The sequence below is a fragment of the Microbispora sp. H11081 genome (assembly GCF_012999535.1).
Lineage (GTDB): Bacteria > Actinomycetota > Actinomycetes > Streptosporangiales > Streptosporangiaceae > Microbispora.
The window spans coordinates 187008-200171 of the sequence record NZ_JABBWV010000006.1 but is presented as its reverse complement, the minus strand read 5'-3'; the positions used below and the strand labels follow the sequence as shown (position 1 = coordinate 200171).

The window sequence follows — 13164 nt, the reverse complement described above, 5'->3', positions numbered from 1 at the left end:
CGGCGCGCACGCCGGAACGGCACCGCGTAATCACACCGTACGACCAGGACAGGGCGGCTCAGACGACGCCGGATGGGGATCTGTCGCGTCACGGGAGCACGGCGAATGCGGCACGGAATGGCGGACGCGAAATCGGCCTCGCACCCGCCCACCTACCGGCGGCGGCCGGCGTCGGGCGGGCCGGTGTTCGGCGAGCGCCGCATCCGGCGGCAGAAAATGTTTTCACCGGAAAGGCGACCCGTAATTCTTACGGCGTAATCGCGCCGGTGTTCGACCGGTCCCGCTGCCGCCGCATCGGCGGCCCGCCAGGAGGCCCTGTCTTCGTCACGATCCTCAGCCGGGGGTGGCCGCGTCGCGCGGAAGCGTGCGCCCCCGGCGTACGGAGCGGGTCCGCTCCGCCCACGCGGCCACCGGAGGCCCGGCCGCTCCCAGGCCCGCGAACAACGCGCCGAGTGTCAGCCATCCCGCGTGCCCGAGCGCGAGGACCGCTCCGGTCAGGAGCACGGGGGCGAGTGCCTGGCCCGCGTCGAAACCGATGCCGGCGAGGCCCTGATACTGCCCTTGGGCATGCTCCGGGGCGAGGCCGAAGCCGAGCGCGAAGCCGGCCGACGACTCCCACACCTCTCCGACGCTGTGGACGCACACGGCGAGGACGGCGAGCGCCGGTGCGACCCACGTGGGCACGTCGGCCGTCAGCGCCATCAACGGACAGCTGACGAGGAACAGGAGCCCGGCGCGGCGGAACGCCCGTCCGCCCTGCAGGGGGGTCTCCACCGTGGAGCCGAGCCTGCTCTGCAGCAGCACGCAGACGCCGCTGTTCACCGCGTAGACCGCCGCCACGGTCCAGCGCGGTGCGTCGGTGTGCGCGGTGAGCCAGATCGGCAGCAGCAGGGAGATGGTCTGGTACTGCAGGCCCATGGCGCTGTGGAGCGCGACGAAGGACACGTACGGCCGGTCGGCCAGGACGGACCAGTGACGGTGTTCCGCGGGCCTGGCCAGCGGCCGGTAGCGCGGGACGCCCAGGAGCGCGATCAGCCCGGCGCAGGCGAAGCTGGCGGCGTTCGCGAGGATCAGCGCGGTGTAGGCGGGTCGGGTGTCGATCTGGATGGCGAAGGCCGCGCCCAGGGTGCCCACGACGACGCCGAGATTGACGAAGGTGCGGAGCCTGGCCCGGAAGGCGGCGGGACGTTCACCGCCGACTCTGGCGATGAGGGCGCCGCCCGCGGCGGCGCTCGCCGTGGCGGCCAGCCGGTCCAGGGTGGCGACGAGCGTGAACGCTAGCCAGCTGTCCACGAAGACGAAGGCCGCCATCGTGGCGGCCTGCAGGGCGAGGGTCGTCAGCCAGATCGTGCGCGGCCCGTACCGGTCGGCCAGGTTCCCGGCCGGAATGCCGGCCGCCAGGCCGCTGAGGCCGGCGATCGTCAGGCCCGCTCCCACCTGCGCGGCGGGCAGGTGCACCACGAGCGTGAAGTAGAGGATCGCCGCGGTGTTGAAGAGGCCGTTGCCCACCCTGCTGACGAAACTGGCGACGATCAGCGCTCGCTGCGGACCGGATTCGGGGCCGCCGGGCGTCCGTCGCCAGGCCCCCTTCCCGATCACGTCGATCAGGCTAACAGGCGGCGCCTCGCGTACCTCGGGCCGGGTCTAACGTCAGCCCAAGGACCAGGCCGACGTCCTCCCGATCGGGTTCAAGTAACCTCTCGTGCGGACAAAGCGGGAGGTTCTGTGCCGGAATTGCTCATGGGGCTCAGCCTCGGCCTGGGGGCGGGAGTCACCCCCGGGGCGCTGCTGACGCTCGTCATCACGGCCAGCCTGCGCGGCGGCTTCCGCGCCGGGGTTCGCCTGGCCTGCGTGCCGCTGCTGTCCGATCTGCCCGTGGTGCTGATCGCCGTGACGGCCGTCGGGGCGCTGCCGCAGGCGCTCCTGCGCGGCCTGGCGGTCTGCGGCGGGCTCTACGTCGTCTACCTGGGCGTGGAGACGCTGCGCGAGGCCCGTACGGCACTGCCGCCCCGGCCCAGCGACGACGCGCCCTCCTCGGCGCGGGAGGTCCTGCGCGGCGTCGTGGTGAACCTGCTCAACCCGCACCCCTGGCTGTTCTGGATCGCCGTGGGCTCCCCGATCTTCGTGTCGGCGTGGGACCAGGCCCCGGCATACGCGCTGGCGTTCGTCGGCGGCTTCTACCTGGTCCTGGTGGGGTCCAAGGTTGTGCTGGCGGGAGCCGTGGGGGCCGGCCGGCACCGGCTGACCGCACGCGGCTACCGCCTGCTGCTCGGGGCGAGCGGCGTGCTGCTGGCCGCCGTCGGCGCCGTGCTCACCGTCCGAGGACTGCTTCCCCGGGCGTTGTAGCCGCCACCCTGCTGCGGCGGTGGCCGTACAGGAAGTAGACGGCCGAGCCGACGGCCATCCAGACCAGGAACCGGATCCAGGTCTCCACGGGCAGGTTCAGCATCAGGTAGATCGACGCCAGCACCGACAGGATCGGCACCAGCGGCACCAGCGGCGTGCGGAAGGAGCGGGGCAGGTCGGGGCGGGTCCTGCGCAGGATCATCACCGCCAGCGCGACGATCACGAACGCGAACAGCGTGCCGATGTTCACCAGTTCGGCGATGGCGCTGAGCGGGATCAGCGCCGCCAGCAGCGCGGTGGCCACGCCGATGACGATCGTGATCCGGTACGGCGTGCGGAACACGGGGTGGACCTTGGCGAGGGAGCGGGGCAGCAGGTTGTCGCGGCACATCGCGAACAGCACCCGGCTCTGGCCGAGCATGAGGATCATGACGACCGTGGTGAGCCCGGCGATGGCCCCGATGCTGATCAGGGTCGCCACCCATGTCTGGCCCACCTCCCGGAACGCGTCGGCGAGGGGGGCCGTCTCGCTCAGCCTGGAGTAGTGCTGCATGCCGACGACCACGAGCGAGACCGCCACGTAGAGGATCGTGCAGACGACCAGCGAGGCGATGATCCCGATCGGCAGGTCGCGCTGGGGGCGGCGGGTCTCCTCCGCCGCGGTCGCCACGACGTCGAACCCGATGAAGGCGAAGAACACCAGGGCGGCGGCCGTGAAGACGCCGAAGACGCCGTACGCGACCGGCTGCACGCCGAACAGCATCTGGATGAGCGGCGCCTTCATGCCCTCGGTCGCGGGCATGGCCTGGGACGGCGGGACGAACGGCCGGTAGTTGGCCCCCTTGACGAAGAACAGCCCGGCGACGATCACGAGCAGCACCACGGCCAGCTTGACCGCCACCATGGCGCTGTTGAACCGGGCCGACATCTTGATCCCGGCCACCAGCACCCCGGTCAGCAGGAGCACGACCAGCGCCGCGGGGATGTTGAAGACGGCCTCGTCACCGGCGATGGACGGCGGCAGGTGGATGCCGAAGTTCTTCAGCAGCGACGCGAAGTAGCCCGACCAGCCCGACGCGACCACCGCCGCGCCCAGGGCGAGTTCCAGCATCAGGTCCCAGCCGATGATCCAGGCGGGGAACTCGCCGATCGTGGCGTACGCGTAGGTGTAGGCGGAGCCCGCCACCGGAACCGTGGCGGCGAACTCGGCGTAGCACAGGGCCGCGAGCGCGCACACGACCCCGGCGATCACGAAGGAGATCGCGACGGCCGGGCCGGCCGTGTTGCGCGCCGCCACGCCGGTCAGGACGAAGATCCCGGTGCCCACGACGACACCGACGCCGAAGACGGTCAGGTCGAGAGCGCTCAGACTGCGCTTCAGCCGATGCTCGCCGCCCTCGGCGTCCGCGATCGACTGCTCAACCGGCTTCGTCCTGAACAGGTGCATCCGCAGGCTCCTCGTCACGTCGATGACCTGCAGACTTCCCGGTCACACCGGGATTACTCCTGGTTGTCAATCGGTGGGCTGGGCCAGCCGCGCCGGATGGCTCTCCATCACCGGCGACCTGCGCGCCACCGCCTCGGTGATCTGACGGGCGAGGTCCTGCCCGGTGAGGCCGATCTCGGAGAGGATCTTCGCCCGCTTGGCGTGGTCGAGGAAGCGCTGCGGGATGCCGTAGGTGCGCACCGGCACGTCCACGTCGGCGTCGCGCAGCAGGCGCGCCACGGCGTCGCCGACGCCGCCGACCCTGCCGTTGTCCTCCACCACCACGACCAGCTTGTGCGCCGCGGCGGCCAGCACGAGAGCCTTGTCCAGCGGCTTCACCCAGCGCGGGTCCACCACCGTGGCCGAGATGCCCTGCGCGTCGAGGAGGGTCGCGGCCTCCATGCAGATCTCGGCCATCGGGCCGACCGCGACCAGCAGCACGTCGGCGTCGCCCGCGCGGAGCACGTCCATCTCGCCGAGCTTGCCGACGGCCTCGACGTCCGCGGGCAGCGCGCCCTTGGGGAAACGGACCACCGACGGGCCGTCCTCGATCGCGACCGCCTCGGCCAGCAGTTCGCGCAGCCGCGCGCCGTCGCGGGGGACGGCGACCGACAGCCCGGGGATCACCTGGAGGATCGACAGGTCCCACATGCCGTTGTGGCTCGGCCCGTCGTCGCCGGTGACCCCGGCCCGGTCGAGCACGACGGTGACCGGCTGCCGGTGCAGCGCCACGTCCATCAGGAGCTGGTCGAAGGCCCGGTTGAGGAACGTCGCGTAGACCGCCACGACCGGGTGGACACCGCCCATCGCGAGCCCCGCGGCGCTGGTCAGGGCGTGCTGCTCCGCGATGCCCACGTCGTAGATCCGGTCCGGGTACGCCTCGGCGAACGCCGCCAGGCCGGTGGGGTGGAGCATCGCCGCCGTGATCGCGACGACGTCCTTCCGCTCGGCGCCGAGCTTGACCATCTCGTCGCTGAACACGTTGGTCCAGCTGTGCGGCCTGGGCCGCTCCTCGCCGGTCTCGATGTCGAAGGGCTGCGGCGAGTGGAAGCAGTCCTCGTCGTGGTTCTCCGCGTGCGTGTAGCCGTTGCCCTTGCGGGTGAGCACGTGCACGATGACGGGTCCGCGGAAGGCCCTGGCGCGGCGCAGGGCCGCCTCCACCGCTCCCTCGTCGTGCCCGTCGATCGGGCCGACGTACTTCATCCCGAGGTCCTCGAACATCGCCTGCGGGGTCAGGATGTCCTTCAGGCCCTTCTTGATGCCGTGCAGCGTGTCGTAAAGGGGCGTCCCGACGACCGGAACCCTGGCGAGGTTGGTCTTCACCAGTTCGAGCACGTGCTCGTAGCCCTGGGTCATCCGCAGGGACGACAGGTGGGAGGCGAGGCCGCCGATGGTCGGCGAGTAGGAGCGGCCGTTGTCGTTGACCACGATGATCAGCGGCAGGTCCTTGCGCCCGGCGATGTTGTTCAGCGCCTCCCAGGCCATGCCGCCGGTCAGCGCGCCGTCGCCGATCACCCCGACCACCGTGCGGTCCGTCTCACCGCGCAGCACCATGGCCTTGGCCAGCCCGTCGGCGTACGACAGGACGGTGGAGGCGTGGGAGTTCTCGATGAAGTCGTGCTCCGACTCGGACCGGCTGGGATACCCCGACAGGCCGCCCTCCTGGCGCAGCGTGCCGAACTCCCCGGCCCGCCCGGTCAGCATCTTGTGGACGTACGCCTGGTGGCCGGTGTCGAACAGGATGGGGTCGCGCGGTGAGTCGAAGACCCGGTGGAGGGCGATGGTCAGCTCGACGACGCCCAGGTTGGGCCCGAGGTGGCCGCCACTCCTCGCGACGGAGGACACCAGCAGCTCGCGGATCTCCGCCGCCAGTTCGGGCAGCTCTCCGGTCTCAAGACGCTTAACGTCGAGCGGGTCCTTGATCGTCTCCAGAATCCCCACCACTCATCCTTCCGCTCGCCATTGAACGGATCGAGTCTAGTTCTAGGTAGGCCTGTGGGTATCAGGGGTGGCGCCCAACCTCCACAAGACCTTTTCCGTGACGACATCGAATCCGCTTTACCGGTGACCGCCCCCTGCCCTACCCTCATGATCCGCGCGGGGAAAATCCGCATTACTGTGCCTTCGGGCCCCTCGCCACATTCCTGACTATCTCTCTGTCCGCTTGGGATGCCCACTCATGATTCACATAAGCCTCCGTTCGGTGGCCGTCGCGGTCACGGCGGTGGCCGGAGTCCTGTCCCTCACCGGCACGGCGGCCACGGCCGCCGCGACGGCGACGCCGGCCGCGTCACCGGTCTCGTCGCCCGTCGTATCGCCGGTCACCTCGCCGGTCACGGCGGCGGCGCGGCCTGTTCCCAGGGGCCCGGGGGCGCTGACGAGAAACCCCCTCTACAGCACCGGCGAGTTCGAGTTCTTCGCGTGCAGTGAGCTGAGCCGCAGGCCTGGAGACATCGATACCTACCGCATTTACCTGGACAATCTGCTCGACTGCCTCAACCGGACCTGGACCGAGGAGTTCCGGCAGGCCGGACTGAAGTTCTCCCCGCCCAAGGTGCGTTACATCACCAAGAGCGTCGCGACGGGCTGTGGCAAGTACCCGGCCGGCTACGCGGCGGGCCTCTACTGCCCCAGGAACGGGACGATGTGGATCATGCTGTCCAAGTGGCAGCTGTCCGACCCCAACGAGTTCGGCCTCTTCACCGTCATCGCCCACGAGTACGGCCACCACGCGCAGGACCGCGCCGGCATCCTGCTCGAGTACGCCCGGCAGTACCCCAGGCTGAGCAAGAAGCGCATCGACGATCTCAACCGCCGCATCGAACTGCAGGCCGAGTGCTTCTCCGGCGCGTTCATCGGCAGCGTCTGGCGTTCGCTCGGCCGCGACCAGGTCGACTGGGACGACCAGCTCAAGTGGATCATCGGCGACAAGTGGCACGGCAAGGCGTCCAACATCCGCTACTGGCTCAAGCGCGGCTGGTACGGCAACGGCCCGAAGGTGTGCAACACCTTCTCCGCTTCCGCGGCGCGGACGGCCTAGCGGTCACGCCGCCCCTGCTCCGATCCCTCCCCCGGGCGGGCGGCCTCGGACAGGGCGGCGATCGCCTCCTCGGCGGATCCGCCAAGGCGGACCACCGCGGCGAGATAGGCGCGGGCGTGGCCCCTGATCAGCTCCGTCCGCGCCGTCCCGGGTTCCGATCGCGGGAGGACCCGGGTGCCGCCGCCGCGTCTCCCCGACACGTATCCGGCCTGCTCCAGCTCCTTGTACGCTCGCGCCACCGTGCCCGCCGCCAGGCCGAGGTCGGCGGCGAGCTGGCGTACCGGAGGGAGCCTGGCCCCGGCGGCCAGCGCCCCGCACGCGATCAGCTCCGCCAGCTGCGCCCGGATCTGCTCGTACGGCGGTGTGGGACCGGTGACGTCGACCTCGATCATGACGCTCTGACGACCGGCCGGTAGAGCAACTCGGCCAGGTACCAGACAGCCGAACCCGCGGCGACGACCGCGATCCCCAGGAGACCGGACGCCGCGGGCACCGCCCACCCGGCGAATTCGCCCTGCCGGCGGAGAACCCCCGCGGCGACGACCGCGACGCCGGTCAGCGGCAGGGCCACGCAGAGTCCGTAGGCCGCGGTGACCACGCGAGCGGTGTGGGCGCGCCGCACGTCGTCCACCGCTCTCGCCACCGCGTCCAGACCCGGGCGGCCACGCCGCACGACGCGATGCACCACCGACGAGGAGAGCAGGAACGCGGCCGCGAGCGCGGCCAGCAGGGGCCACGCGTAGAACCAGCCAGGCCACGGACCGGTCGCGCCGCGCACCGTGCCGTCGGCGCTGGTCATGGCGAGCACCCGGCCCGCGCGCCCCAGGTCGTCGGCGCTCGCGGTGACGGACGTGATCGACAGCAGCAGGACGGTCACCACCGTCAGCGCGCCGGCCAGCCGCGCCGAGAACCCGGGAAGGTAGTCGCGCGCTCTTCTGATCTCCAGCGACGCTCCCCGGATCGGCCCGTGGGGGCGGGGTGCGGCGAGCTCTCCCGCCAGTGTGCCGAGCAGCAGGCCGATGCCGAGGACAGGGGCGGCCAGCATCGGGCCCCTGCCGAGGTCGTCCCGGCTCAGCACGGACCAGGAGGCCGCGAGGCCGATCCCCAGCCCGGCGAGCCGGGCCCAGAGGAGCCGTGCCGTGATCACACGCGGCACCGGCAGATCGGCGGGGGCAGGCACCGAGACCGCGCGCCTCAGCGACGTCAGCACGGCGAGGAGAGCGACGACCGGCACCAGCGGCACCGCGAGGGCGAGGATTGTCACGGGGCCCACAATCTTCTTTGTACCAATCAAGTGGTACAAATTCTGCCCGGCGGCGCCACGCGCAGCAACTTTTCGCGAGGCGGTCCGGGGTCACGGTGATCCGTGGAGCGTTCCGCACCCGGGGAAGAACCGCGAGGCTCTCAGGGAGCGACCCGGGACAGCGCTTCGAGGGGGTCGGCGAGCACCCGGGCGAAGGCCAGCTCGGCGGCCCCCATCAGGGTCGCGTCGTCGCCCAGGGCCGAGGTGCGCAGCCGCACCTGCTCCCGCGTCGCGCGCAGGGTGCCGGTCGCGATCCGGCTGCGCACCTGGGCGGCCGAGCCGAGATAGATCTCCCGCAGGATGCCGCCGAAGACGACCATCTCGGGATTGAAGACGTTCACCAGGCTGGCCACGCCGAGCCCGAGCCAGTTCCCCACGCGCGCGAGGGCCTCCTGTGCCATCACGTCGCCGCGGTCGGCGGCGTCGACGACGGCGCGGACCGCGTCGCGTCCGATGATCTCGCCGTACCGGCCGGCGTGCTCCATGAGGGCGGGCTCCCCCACCTCGGCCTCCAGGCAGCCGCGCGAGCCGCAGGCGCACCGGCGGCCGTCCGGGTTGACCACCATGTGGCCCACCTCGCCGCCGTACCCGCCGTATCCCCCGAGGAGCTGGCCGTTGACGATGATGCCGCCGCCGATGCCCACGTCGCCGTGCAGGTAGACCATGTCGCGGCAGCCGGCGCCGATTCCGCGGGTGTGCTCGGCGAGCGCGCCCAGGTTGGCCTCGTTCCCCACCGCCACCGGAAGCCCGAGCGCGAGCCGCTTGGTCAGCTCCTCCCCCAGCGGCACCTCGAACGCGCCGATGTTGGGGCCGATCCTGACCACGCCGTCCGAGGCGCGGACCACGCCGGAGACCGCCGCCGCCGCGCCGACACAGATCGTGTCCTCACGCGTACGGCGCCGCATCTGCCGGGTGAAGCCCGCCAGCGTCCCCACGACCTGGGCCAGGTCGAAGGGCCGGCGGTCCCGCACGGTCTCACGGCGGTCGAGGATCACGCCGCCGAGCCCGATGCGCGCGGCGGCCAGCCGGTCCACCCCCACCTCGAAGGCGAGCACGTAGACGCGGGCCGTCTCCGGGCGGACGACCAGCGAGGGCCGTCCCGCCCGGCCGGTGTCCTTGGGCAGTTCCTCCCTGACGAGGCCGGCCGCCGTGAGGTCCGCCGTGAGCGCCATGATGGTGCTGCGGTTCAGCCCCATCAGCGCGGTCAGCTCGGCCCGCGAGGTCGGCCCGCCCAGGTGGACGTGCCGCAGAAGCGTCCCGAGGTTGTGCTTGCGGATCTCCTCCTGTGAGGGACCGGCGCGCATCATCGGGGCAGCCTCGCGGATTCCGTGGGGGGCGGTAGGGGGCGCCCGAGAGAGAACTCAACGGGCCGGGATCACCTTAGCGGTCCCGATCTGGTCATCTTCTGCCGGTAGCCGCCGCACGCTTCCTCGACAGCGCGTCCACGCCCGCGGCGAGCAGGAGCACCAGTCCGGTGACGACGAACTTGACGCCGGCGCTGTAGCCCATGAGGCCCATGCCGTTCTCGATGACCGCGACCACCGCGCCGCCGAGCACCGCGTCGAGCGCCCGGCCCTTGCCGCCGAAGAGGCTGGTGCCGCCGATGACGGCCGCGCCGACCGCGAACAGCAGCACGTTGCTGCCGCCGGTGTTGGGGTCGACCGAGTTGGCCCGCGACGCCGCGATGATGCCGCCGATCGAGGCCATGAAGGAGCAGATGACGAAGGCGGAGATGCGGATGCGGTCCACGTTGATGCCGGCCCGGCGGGCGGCCTCGGCGTTGCCGCCGACCGCGTAGATGTGCCGTCCGTACGCCGTGCGCCGCAGCACGAAGGTCCAGACGATCAGCAGGATCACGATCAGCGGGACGACGATCGGCACGCCCTTGAGCGACACGATCACCGCATTGCGGCTGCGCTCCAGGTTGAGCACCCACACCGCCGCCCCGGCGACCACGGCGAGCGTCAGGACACGGGCGGCGATGACCGCGATCGGGGTGGCGACCAGGCCGCGGGACAGGCGCCGGCGCGCCTGCACGAACTGCAGCGCGGCGTACGCGGCGACGCCCACGACCAGCGCCACCCAGCCGGCGACCGGGGGGACGTTCTTGTTCGCGATCGCGAGGATGGTCTCGTCGCGGATCGAGATGTTGGTGCCGTCCTTCACCAGCAGCAGCACGACGCCCTGGAAGGCCAGGAACGCCGCCAGCGTGACCACGAAGGACGGGATGCCGAGCTTGGCCACCAGTGATCCGAGGACCATGCCGATGACGGCGCCGGTGACCATCGCGGCCAGGACCGCGAGATACCAGGGCCAGCCCTGGAGGGTGAGCAGCACGGCGAGCACCGCCGCGCAGACGCCGCTCGCGAACCCGGCGGACAGGTCGATCTCGCCGAGGAGCAGCACGAAGATCAGGCCCATGGCGATGACGGCGACCGCCGCGCCCTGGGTGAACAGGTTGGCGAAGTTGACCGCCGACAGGAACGCCGGGCGCAGGACGGAGAAGACCACGCAGAGGATGACGAGGCCGAAGACCGCGGGCAGCGCGCCCAGCTCACCGCCCTTCACGCGCTCGAGGTAGCCCTTGACGTGCGTGCCGATCGAGGACTCGGTGTTCTCCTGCTTCGGGAGCGTTTCGGTTGTCATGATGCCGCTCCGTTGCCGTTCCTGAGCCCGAGCTCCCCGCTCCGCCCGGAGGTGATGAGTTCCACGACCTGCGAGTGGGTCACCTCGGAGGCCTTGACCTGAGCCGCCATCCGGCCCAGGTACAGCGCCGCGATACGGTCGGACACGGCGAAGACGTCGTTCATGTTGTGGGAGATGAGCACCACCGCGAGGCCCCTGTCGGCCAGGCGGCGGACCAGCTCAAGCACCTGGGCGGTCTGCGCGACGCCGAGGGCGGCGGTCGGCTCGTCCAGGATGACGACCTTGCTGTTCCACAGCACGGCCTTGGCGATCGCGACCGTCTGCCGCTGACCGCCGGACAGGCTGGAGACGTGCTGGCGCAGCGACTTGACGGTGCGGACCGACAGCCCGGCCAGGGTCTTGGCCGCCATCTCCTCCATCGTGTCCTCGTCGAGGACCAGCCCGCTGCGGCGCTCGCGGCCGAGGAACATGTTCTGCACGATGTCGAGGTTGTCGCAGAGGGCGAGGTCCTGGTAGACGATCTCGACGCCCAGCGTCGCCGCGTCCCTGGGCCCGCTGACGTGGACCCGCTCGCCCTCGAAGAAGTACTCGCCCGAGTCGATCGGGTGGATGCCGCCGATGCACTTGACCAGCGTCGACTTGCCGGCGCCGTTGTCGCCGACCAGTGCTGTCACCTCACCCGGGTAAGCCGAGAAGGCGACGTCGTGAAGGACCTGCACGGGGCCGAAGCTCTTGTTGATGCCGCGCAGTTCCAGGATCGGTCCCTGGGACACGATGGGCTACTCCGTAGATCGATGGGGCCGGTACGGCGCCGTTCTCCGGGCCGCCACTCGTCGCTCCGGGCGGTGTGGGGGCCGCCCGGTCCCTTTCCGGGACCGGGCGCCCCGCACCGTGCTCGTCGCGGCTCAGCACGTCACCCGCTCAGGGGGTCCGCGTCACCGTACGCACCCGGTGGATTGATGGGTTAGCTGATACCGGCCTCGGTGCACTTGTCGGCGAACTCGCCGGTGCACAGCTCGTCCTTGCTCACGAAGCCGTCGGCCACGACGTCCTTGACGTTGTCGAAGAAGATGGCCTGGGGCTCCAGCAGCACGGACGGGACGTCGCGGTTGCCCTCGGTGTCCTTGACCGTGCCACTGGCCTGCGGCTGCTCGCCCTTGGCCAGCGAGACCGCGAGCTGCGCGGCGGCGTCGGCCTCCTTCTTGATGGCCTTGTAGACCGTCATGCACTGGTCGCCGGCGAGGATGTTCTGCAGGCCCTGGACGGTGGCGTCCTGGCCGGTCACCGGGACCTTGCCGTTCAGGTTCTGCTTCTTCAGCACGGAGATGGCGGCGTTGCCGAGGCCGTCGTTGGCCGCGAGGACACCGGCGATCTTCGGCTCCTGGGTCAGCATCTGCTCGAAGATCGTGCCGGCCTGCGTGTTGTCCCAGTCCGGAACCGACTGGTCCGGGCCCTTCTTGTACTCGCCGGAGTCGTACTTCGGCTGCAGCACGCCGTCGTAGCCCTGCTTGAACAGCGTGGCGTTGTTGTCGGTCGGCGAGCCGTTGAGCTCGGCCACGATCGGCTTGTCGGCCTTCTTGTCGGTCAGGCACTTGACCAGGCCCTCGCCCTGCAGCTTGCCGACCGCGGTGTTGTCGAAGGACACGTAGTAGGAGGCGCTGCCGCCGAGCGTGAGGCGGTCGTAGTCGATCGTCGCGACGCCCTGCGACTTCGCCTTGTCCAGCACGGCCTTGCCGGTGCCGCTGTCCAGGTTGACGATCATCAGGACGGTCGCGCCGTTGGTGATCATCTGGTCGGCGATCGTCTGGAACGCGGTCTTGTCGCCCTGGGCGTTCTGGATGTCGTACTCGACGCCGGCCGTCTTGAAGGCCTCCTCGAGGTACTTGCGGTCGGCGGTCTCCCACCGGGCGGAGGACTTGCTGTCCGGCAGGATGACGCCGACCTTGCCGGGCTTGGCGTCGCCGGCGGCGGCCGACGGGGCGCTGCTGGTCTCCGCCGAGGTGTCACCGCTCTCGCCCCCGCAGGCGGTGAGACCGAGGGTGAGCGCCGCGGCAGCGGCGCCGATGCTGAGGATCCCCTTGCGCATGATGCGTGGGTCCTTTCTTTGGCTGGGGGTCTATGAGGGGGTGCGGCCGAGCCGGCGCCTCTCCCGCCGTATGGGCGAATCCTGTCGGTCAAGGGCACTTCGGCCACCCGGTACGGCAGGGCCGGGTCACGGCTTTCACCGCTCCAGGAATGTTGTTTGAGACAACGTAAGCCCAAAGGGGAGGTGGTGAAAGACACAGGACGGTAACGTTTGTTGTCTGCGGTAACAATGAAGAAACGCGGCATCAACCCGGCATC

At 70.7% G+C, this 13164-nt stretch carries 11 protein-coding genes; 2 read left to right on the top strand and 9 right to left on the bottom strand.

The genetic code is table 11. The features are described from left to right. Positions 1-333: 333 nt before the first annotated feature. A complete protein-coding gene (locus HHX31_RS17960; protein WP_211589868.1) occupies positions 334-1599 on the bottom strand; it encodes an MFS transporter in 1266 nt (421 codons plus the stop codon). Between the two features lie 126 nt (positions 1600-1725). Between HHX31_RS17960 and HHX31_RS17955 the strand changes: the two genes are divergently transcribed. Further along, positions 1726-2346, top strand: coding sequence for a LysE family translocator (locus HHX31_RS17955; protein WP_169949436.1), 621 nt, complete (start codon positions 1726-1728; stop codon positions 2344-2346). Here HHX31_RS17955 and HHX31_RS17950 read toward each other — a convergent pair. After that, positions 2312-3793, bottom strand: a complete 1482-nt coding sequence (locus HHX31_RS17950) for an amino acid permease (RefSeq protein ID WP_283244531.1) — start codon at positions 3791-3793, stop codon at positions 2312-2314. The two genes, HHX31_RS17955 and HHX31_RS17950, sit on opposite strands and share 35 nt — an antisense overlap. Before the next feature lie 66 nt (positions 3794-3859). Continuing rightward, positions 3860-5773 (bottom strand): 1-deoxy-D-xylulose-5-phosphate synthase, encoded by a 1914-nt coding sequence (gene dxs / locus HHX31_RS17945; RefSeq protein WP_169949435.1) that lies wholly within the window; start codon positions 5771-5773, stop codon positions 3860-3862. Positions 5774-6011: 238 nt separating this feature from the next. Between dxs and HHX31_RS17940 the strand changes: the two genes are divergently transcribed. Beyond that, positions 6012-6872 (top strand): neutral zinc metallopeptidase, encoded by an 861-nt coding sequence (locus HHX31_RS17940; protein WP_169949434.1) that lies wholly within the window; start codon positions 6012-6014, stop codon positions 6870-6872. On the opposite strand, the gene HHX31_RS17935 is transcribed toward HHX31_RS17940, so the two are convergent. From HHX31_RS17935 to HHX31_RS17910, 6 genes are all read right to left on the bottom strand, one after another. Then, positions 6869-7264 carry a GntR family transcriptional regulator gene (locus HHX31_RS17935; protein ID WP_169949433.1) on the bottom strand — a complete coding sequence of 132 codons (396 nt, stop codon included), beginning with the start codon at positions 7262-7264 and terminating at the stop codon, positions 6869-6871. The genes HHX31_RS17940 and HHX31_RS17935 overlap by 4 nt on opposite strands. Then, positions 7261-8136, bottom strand: a complete 876-nt coding sequence (locus HHX31_RS17930) for a hypothetical protein (protein ID WP_169949432.1) — start codon at positions 8134-8136, stop codon at positions 7261-7263. The genes HHX31_RS17935 and HHX31_RS17930 overlap by 4 nt, the downstream gene beginning before the upstream one ends. A 140-nt stretch (positions 8137-8276) precedes the next feature. Continuing rightward, positions 8277-9482, bottom strand: coding sequence for an ROK family transcriptional regulator (locus HHX31_RS17925; protein WP_249346104.1), 1206 nt, complete (start codon positions 9480-9482; stop codon positions 8277-8279). 91 nt (positions 9483-9573) lie between these two features. Next, positions 9574-10821 (bottom strand): sugar ABC transporter permease, encoded by a 1248-nt coding sequence (locus HHX31_RS17920; protein WP_169949431.1) that lies wholly within the window; start codon positions 10819-10821, stop codon positions 9574-9576. Further along, positions 10818-11594 carry an ATP-binding cassette domain-containing protein gene (locus HHX31_RS17915; RefSeq protein ID WP_169949430.1) on the bottom strand — a complete coding sequence of 259 codons (777 nt, stop codon included), beginning with the start codon at positions 11592-11594 and terminating at the stop codon, positions 10818-10820. Before HHX31_RS17915 ends, HHX31_RS17920 begins: the two co-directional genes overlap by 4 nt. Positions 11595-11785: 191 nt before the next feature. Continuing rightward, the gene (locus tag HHX31_RS17910) at positions 11786-12907 is read right to left on the bottom strand and encodes a sugar ABC transporter substrate-binding protein (RefSeq protein ID WP_169949429.1); all 1122 of its coding nucleotides are present in this window, start codon (positions 12905-12907) and stop codon (positions 11786-11788) included. Between the last annotated feature and the right edge of the window lie 257 nt (positions 12908-13164).

What these genes read in the sequence shown, in the direction of transcription:
- HHX31_RS17925 (WP_249346104.1), bottom strand. Translation starts at nt 9,482, where the DNA reads ATGATGCGCGCCGGTCCCTCACAGGAGGAGATCCGCAAGCACAACCTC.
- HHX31_RS17950 (WP_283244531.1), bottom strand. Translation starts at nt 3,793, where the DNA reads ATGCACCTGTTCAGGACGAAGCCGGTTGAGCAGTCGATCGCGGACGCC.
- HHX31_RS17910 (WP_169949429.1), bottom strand. Translation starts at nt 12,907, where the DNA reads ATGCGCAAGGGGATCCTCAGCATCGGCGCCGCTGCCGCGGCGCTCACC.
- HHX31_RS17920 (WP_169949431.1), bottom strand. Translation starts at nt 10,821, where the DNA reads ATGACAACCGAAACGCTCCCGAAGCAGGAGAACACCGAGTCCTCGATC.
- HHX31_RS17940 (WP_169949434.1), top strand. Translation starts at nt 6,012, where the DNA reads ATGATTCACATAAGCCTCCGTTCGGTGGCCGTCGCGGTCACGGCGGTG.
- HHX31_RS17935 (WP_169949433.1), bottom strand. Translation starts at nt 7,264, where the DNA reads ATGATCGAGGTCGACGTCACCGGTCCCACACCGCCGTACGAGCAGATC.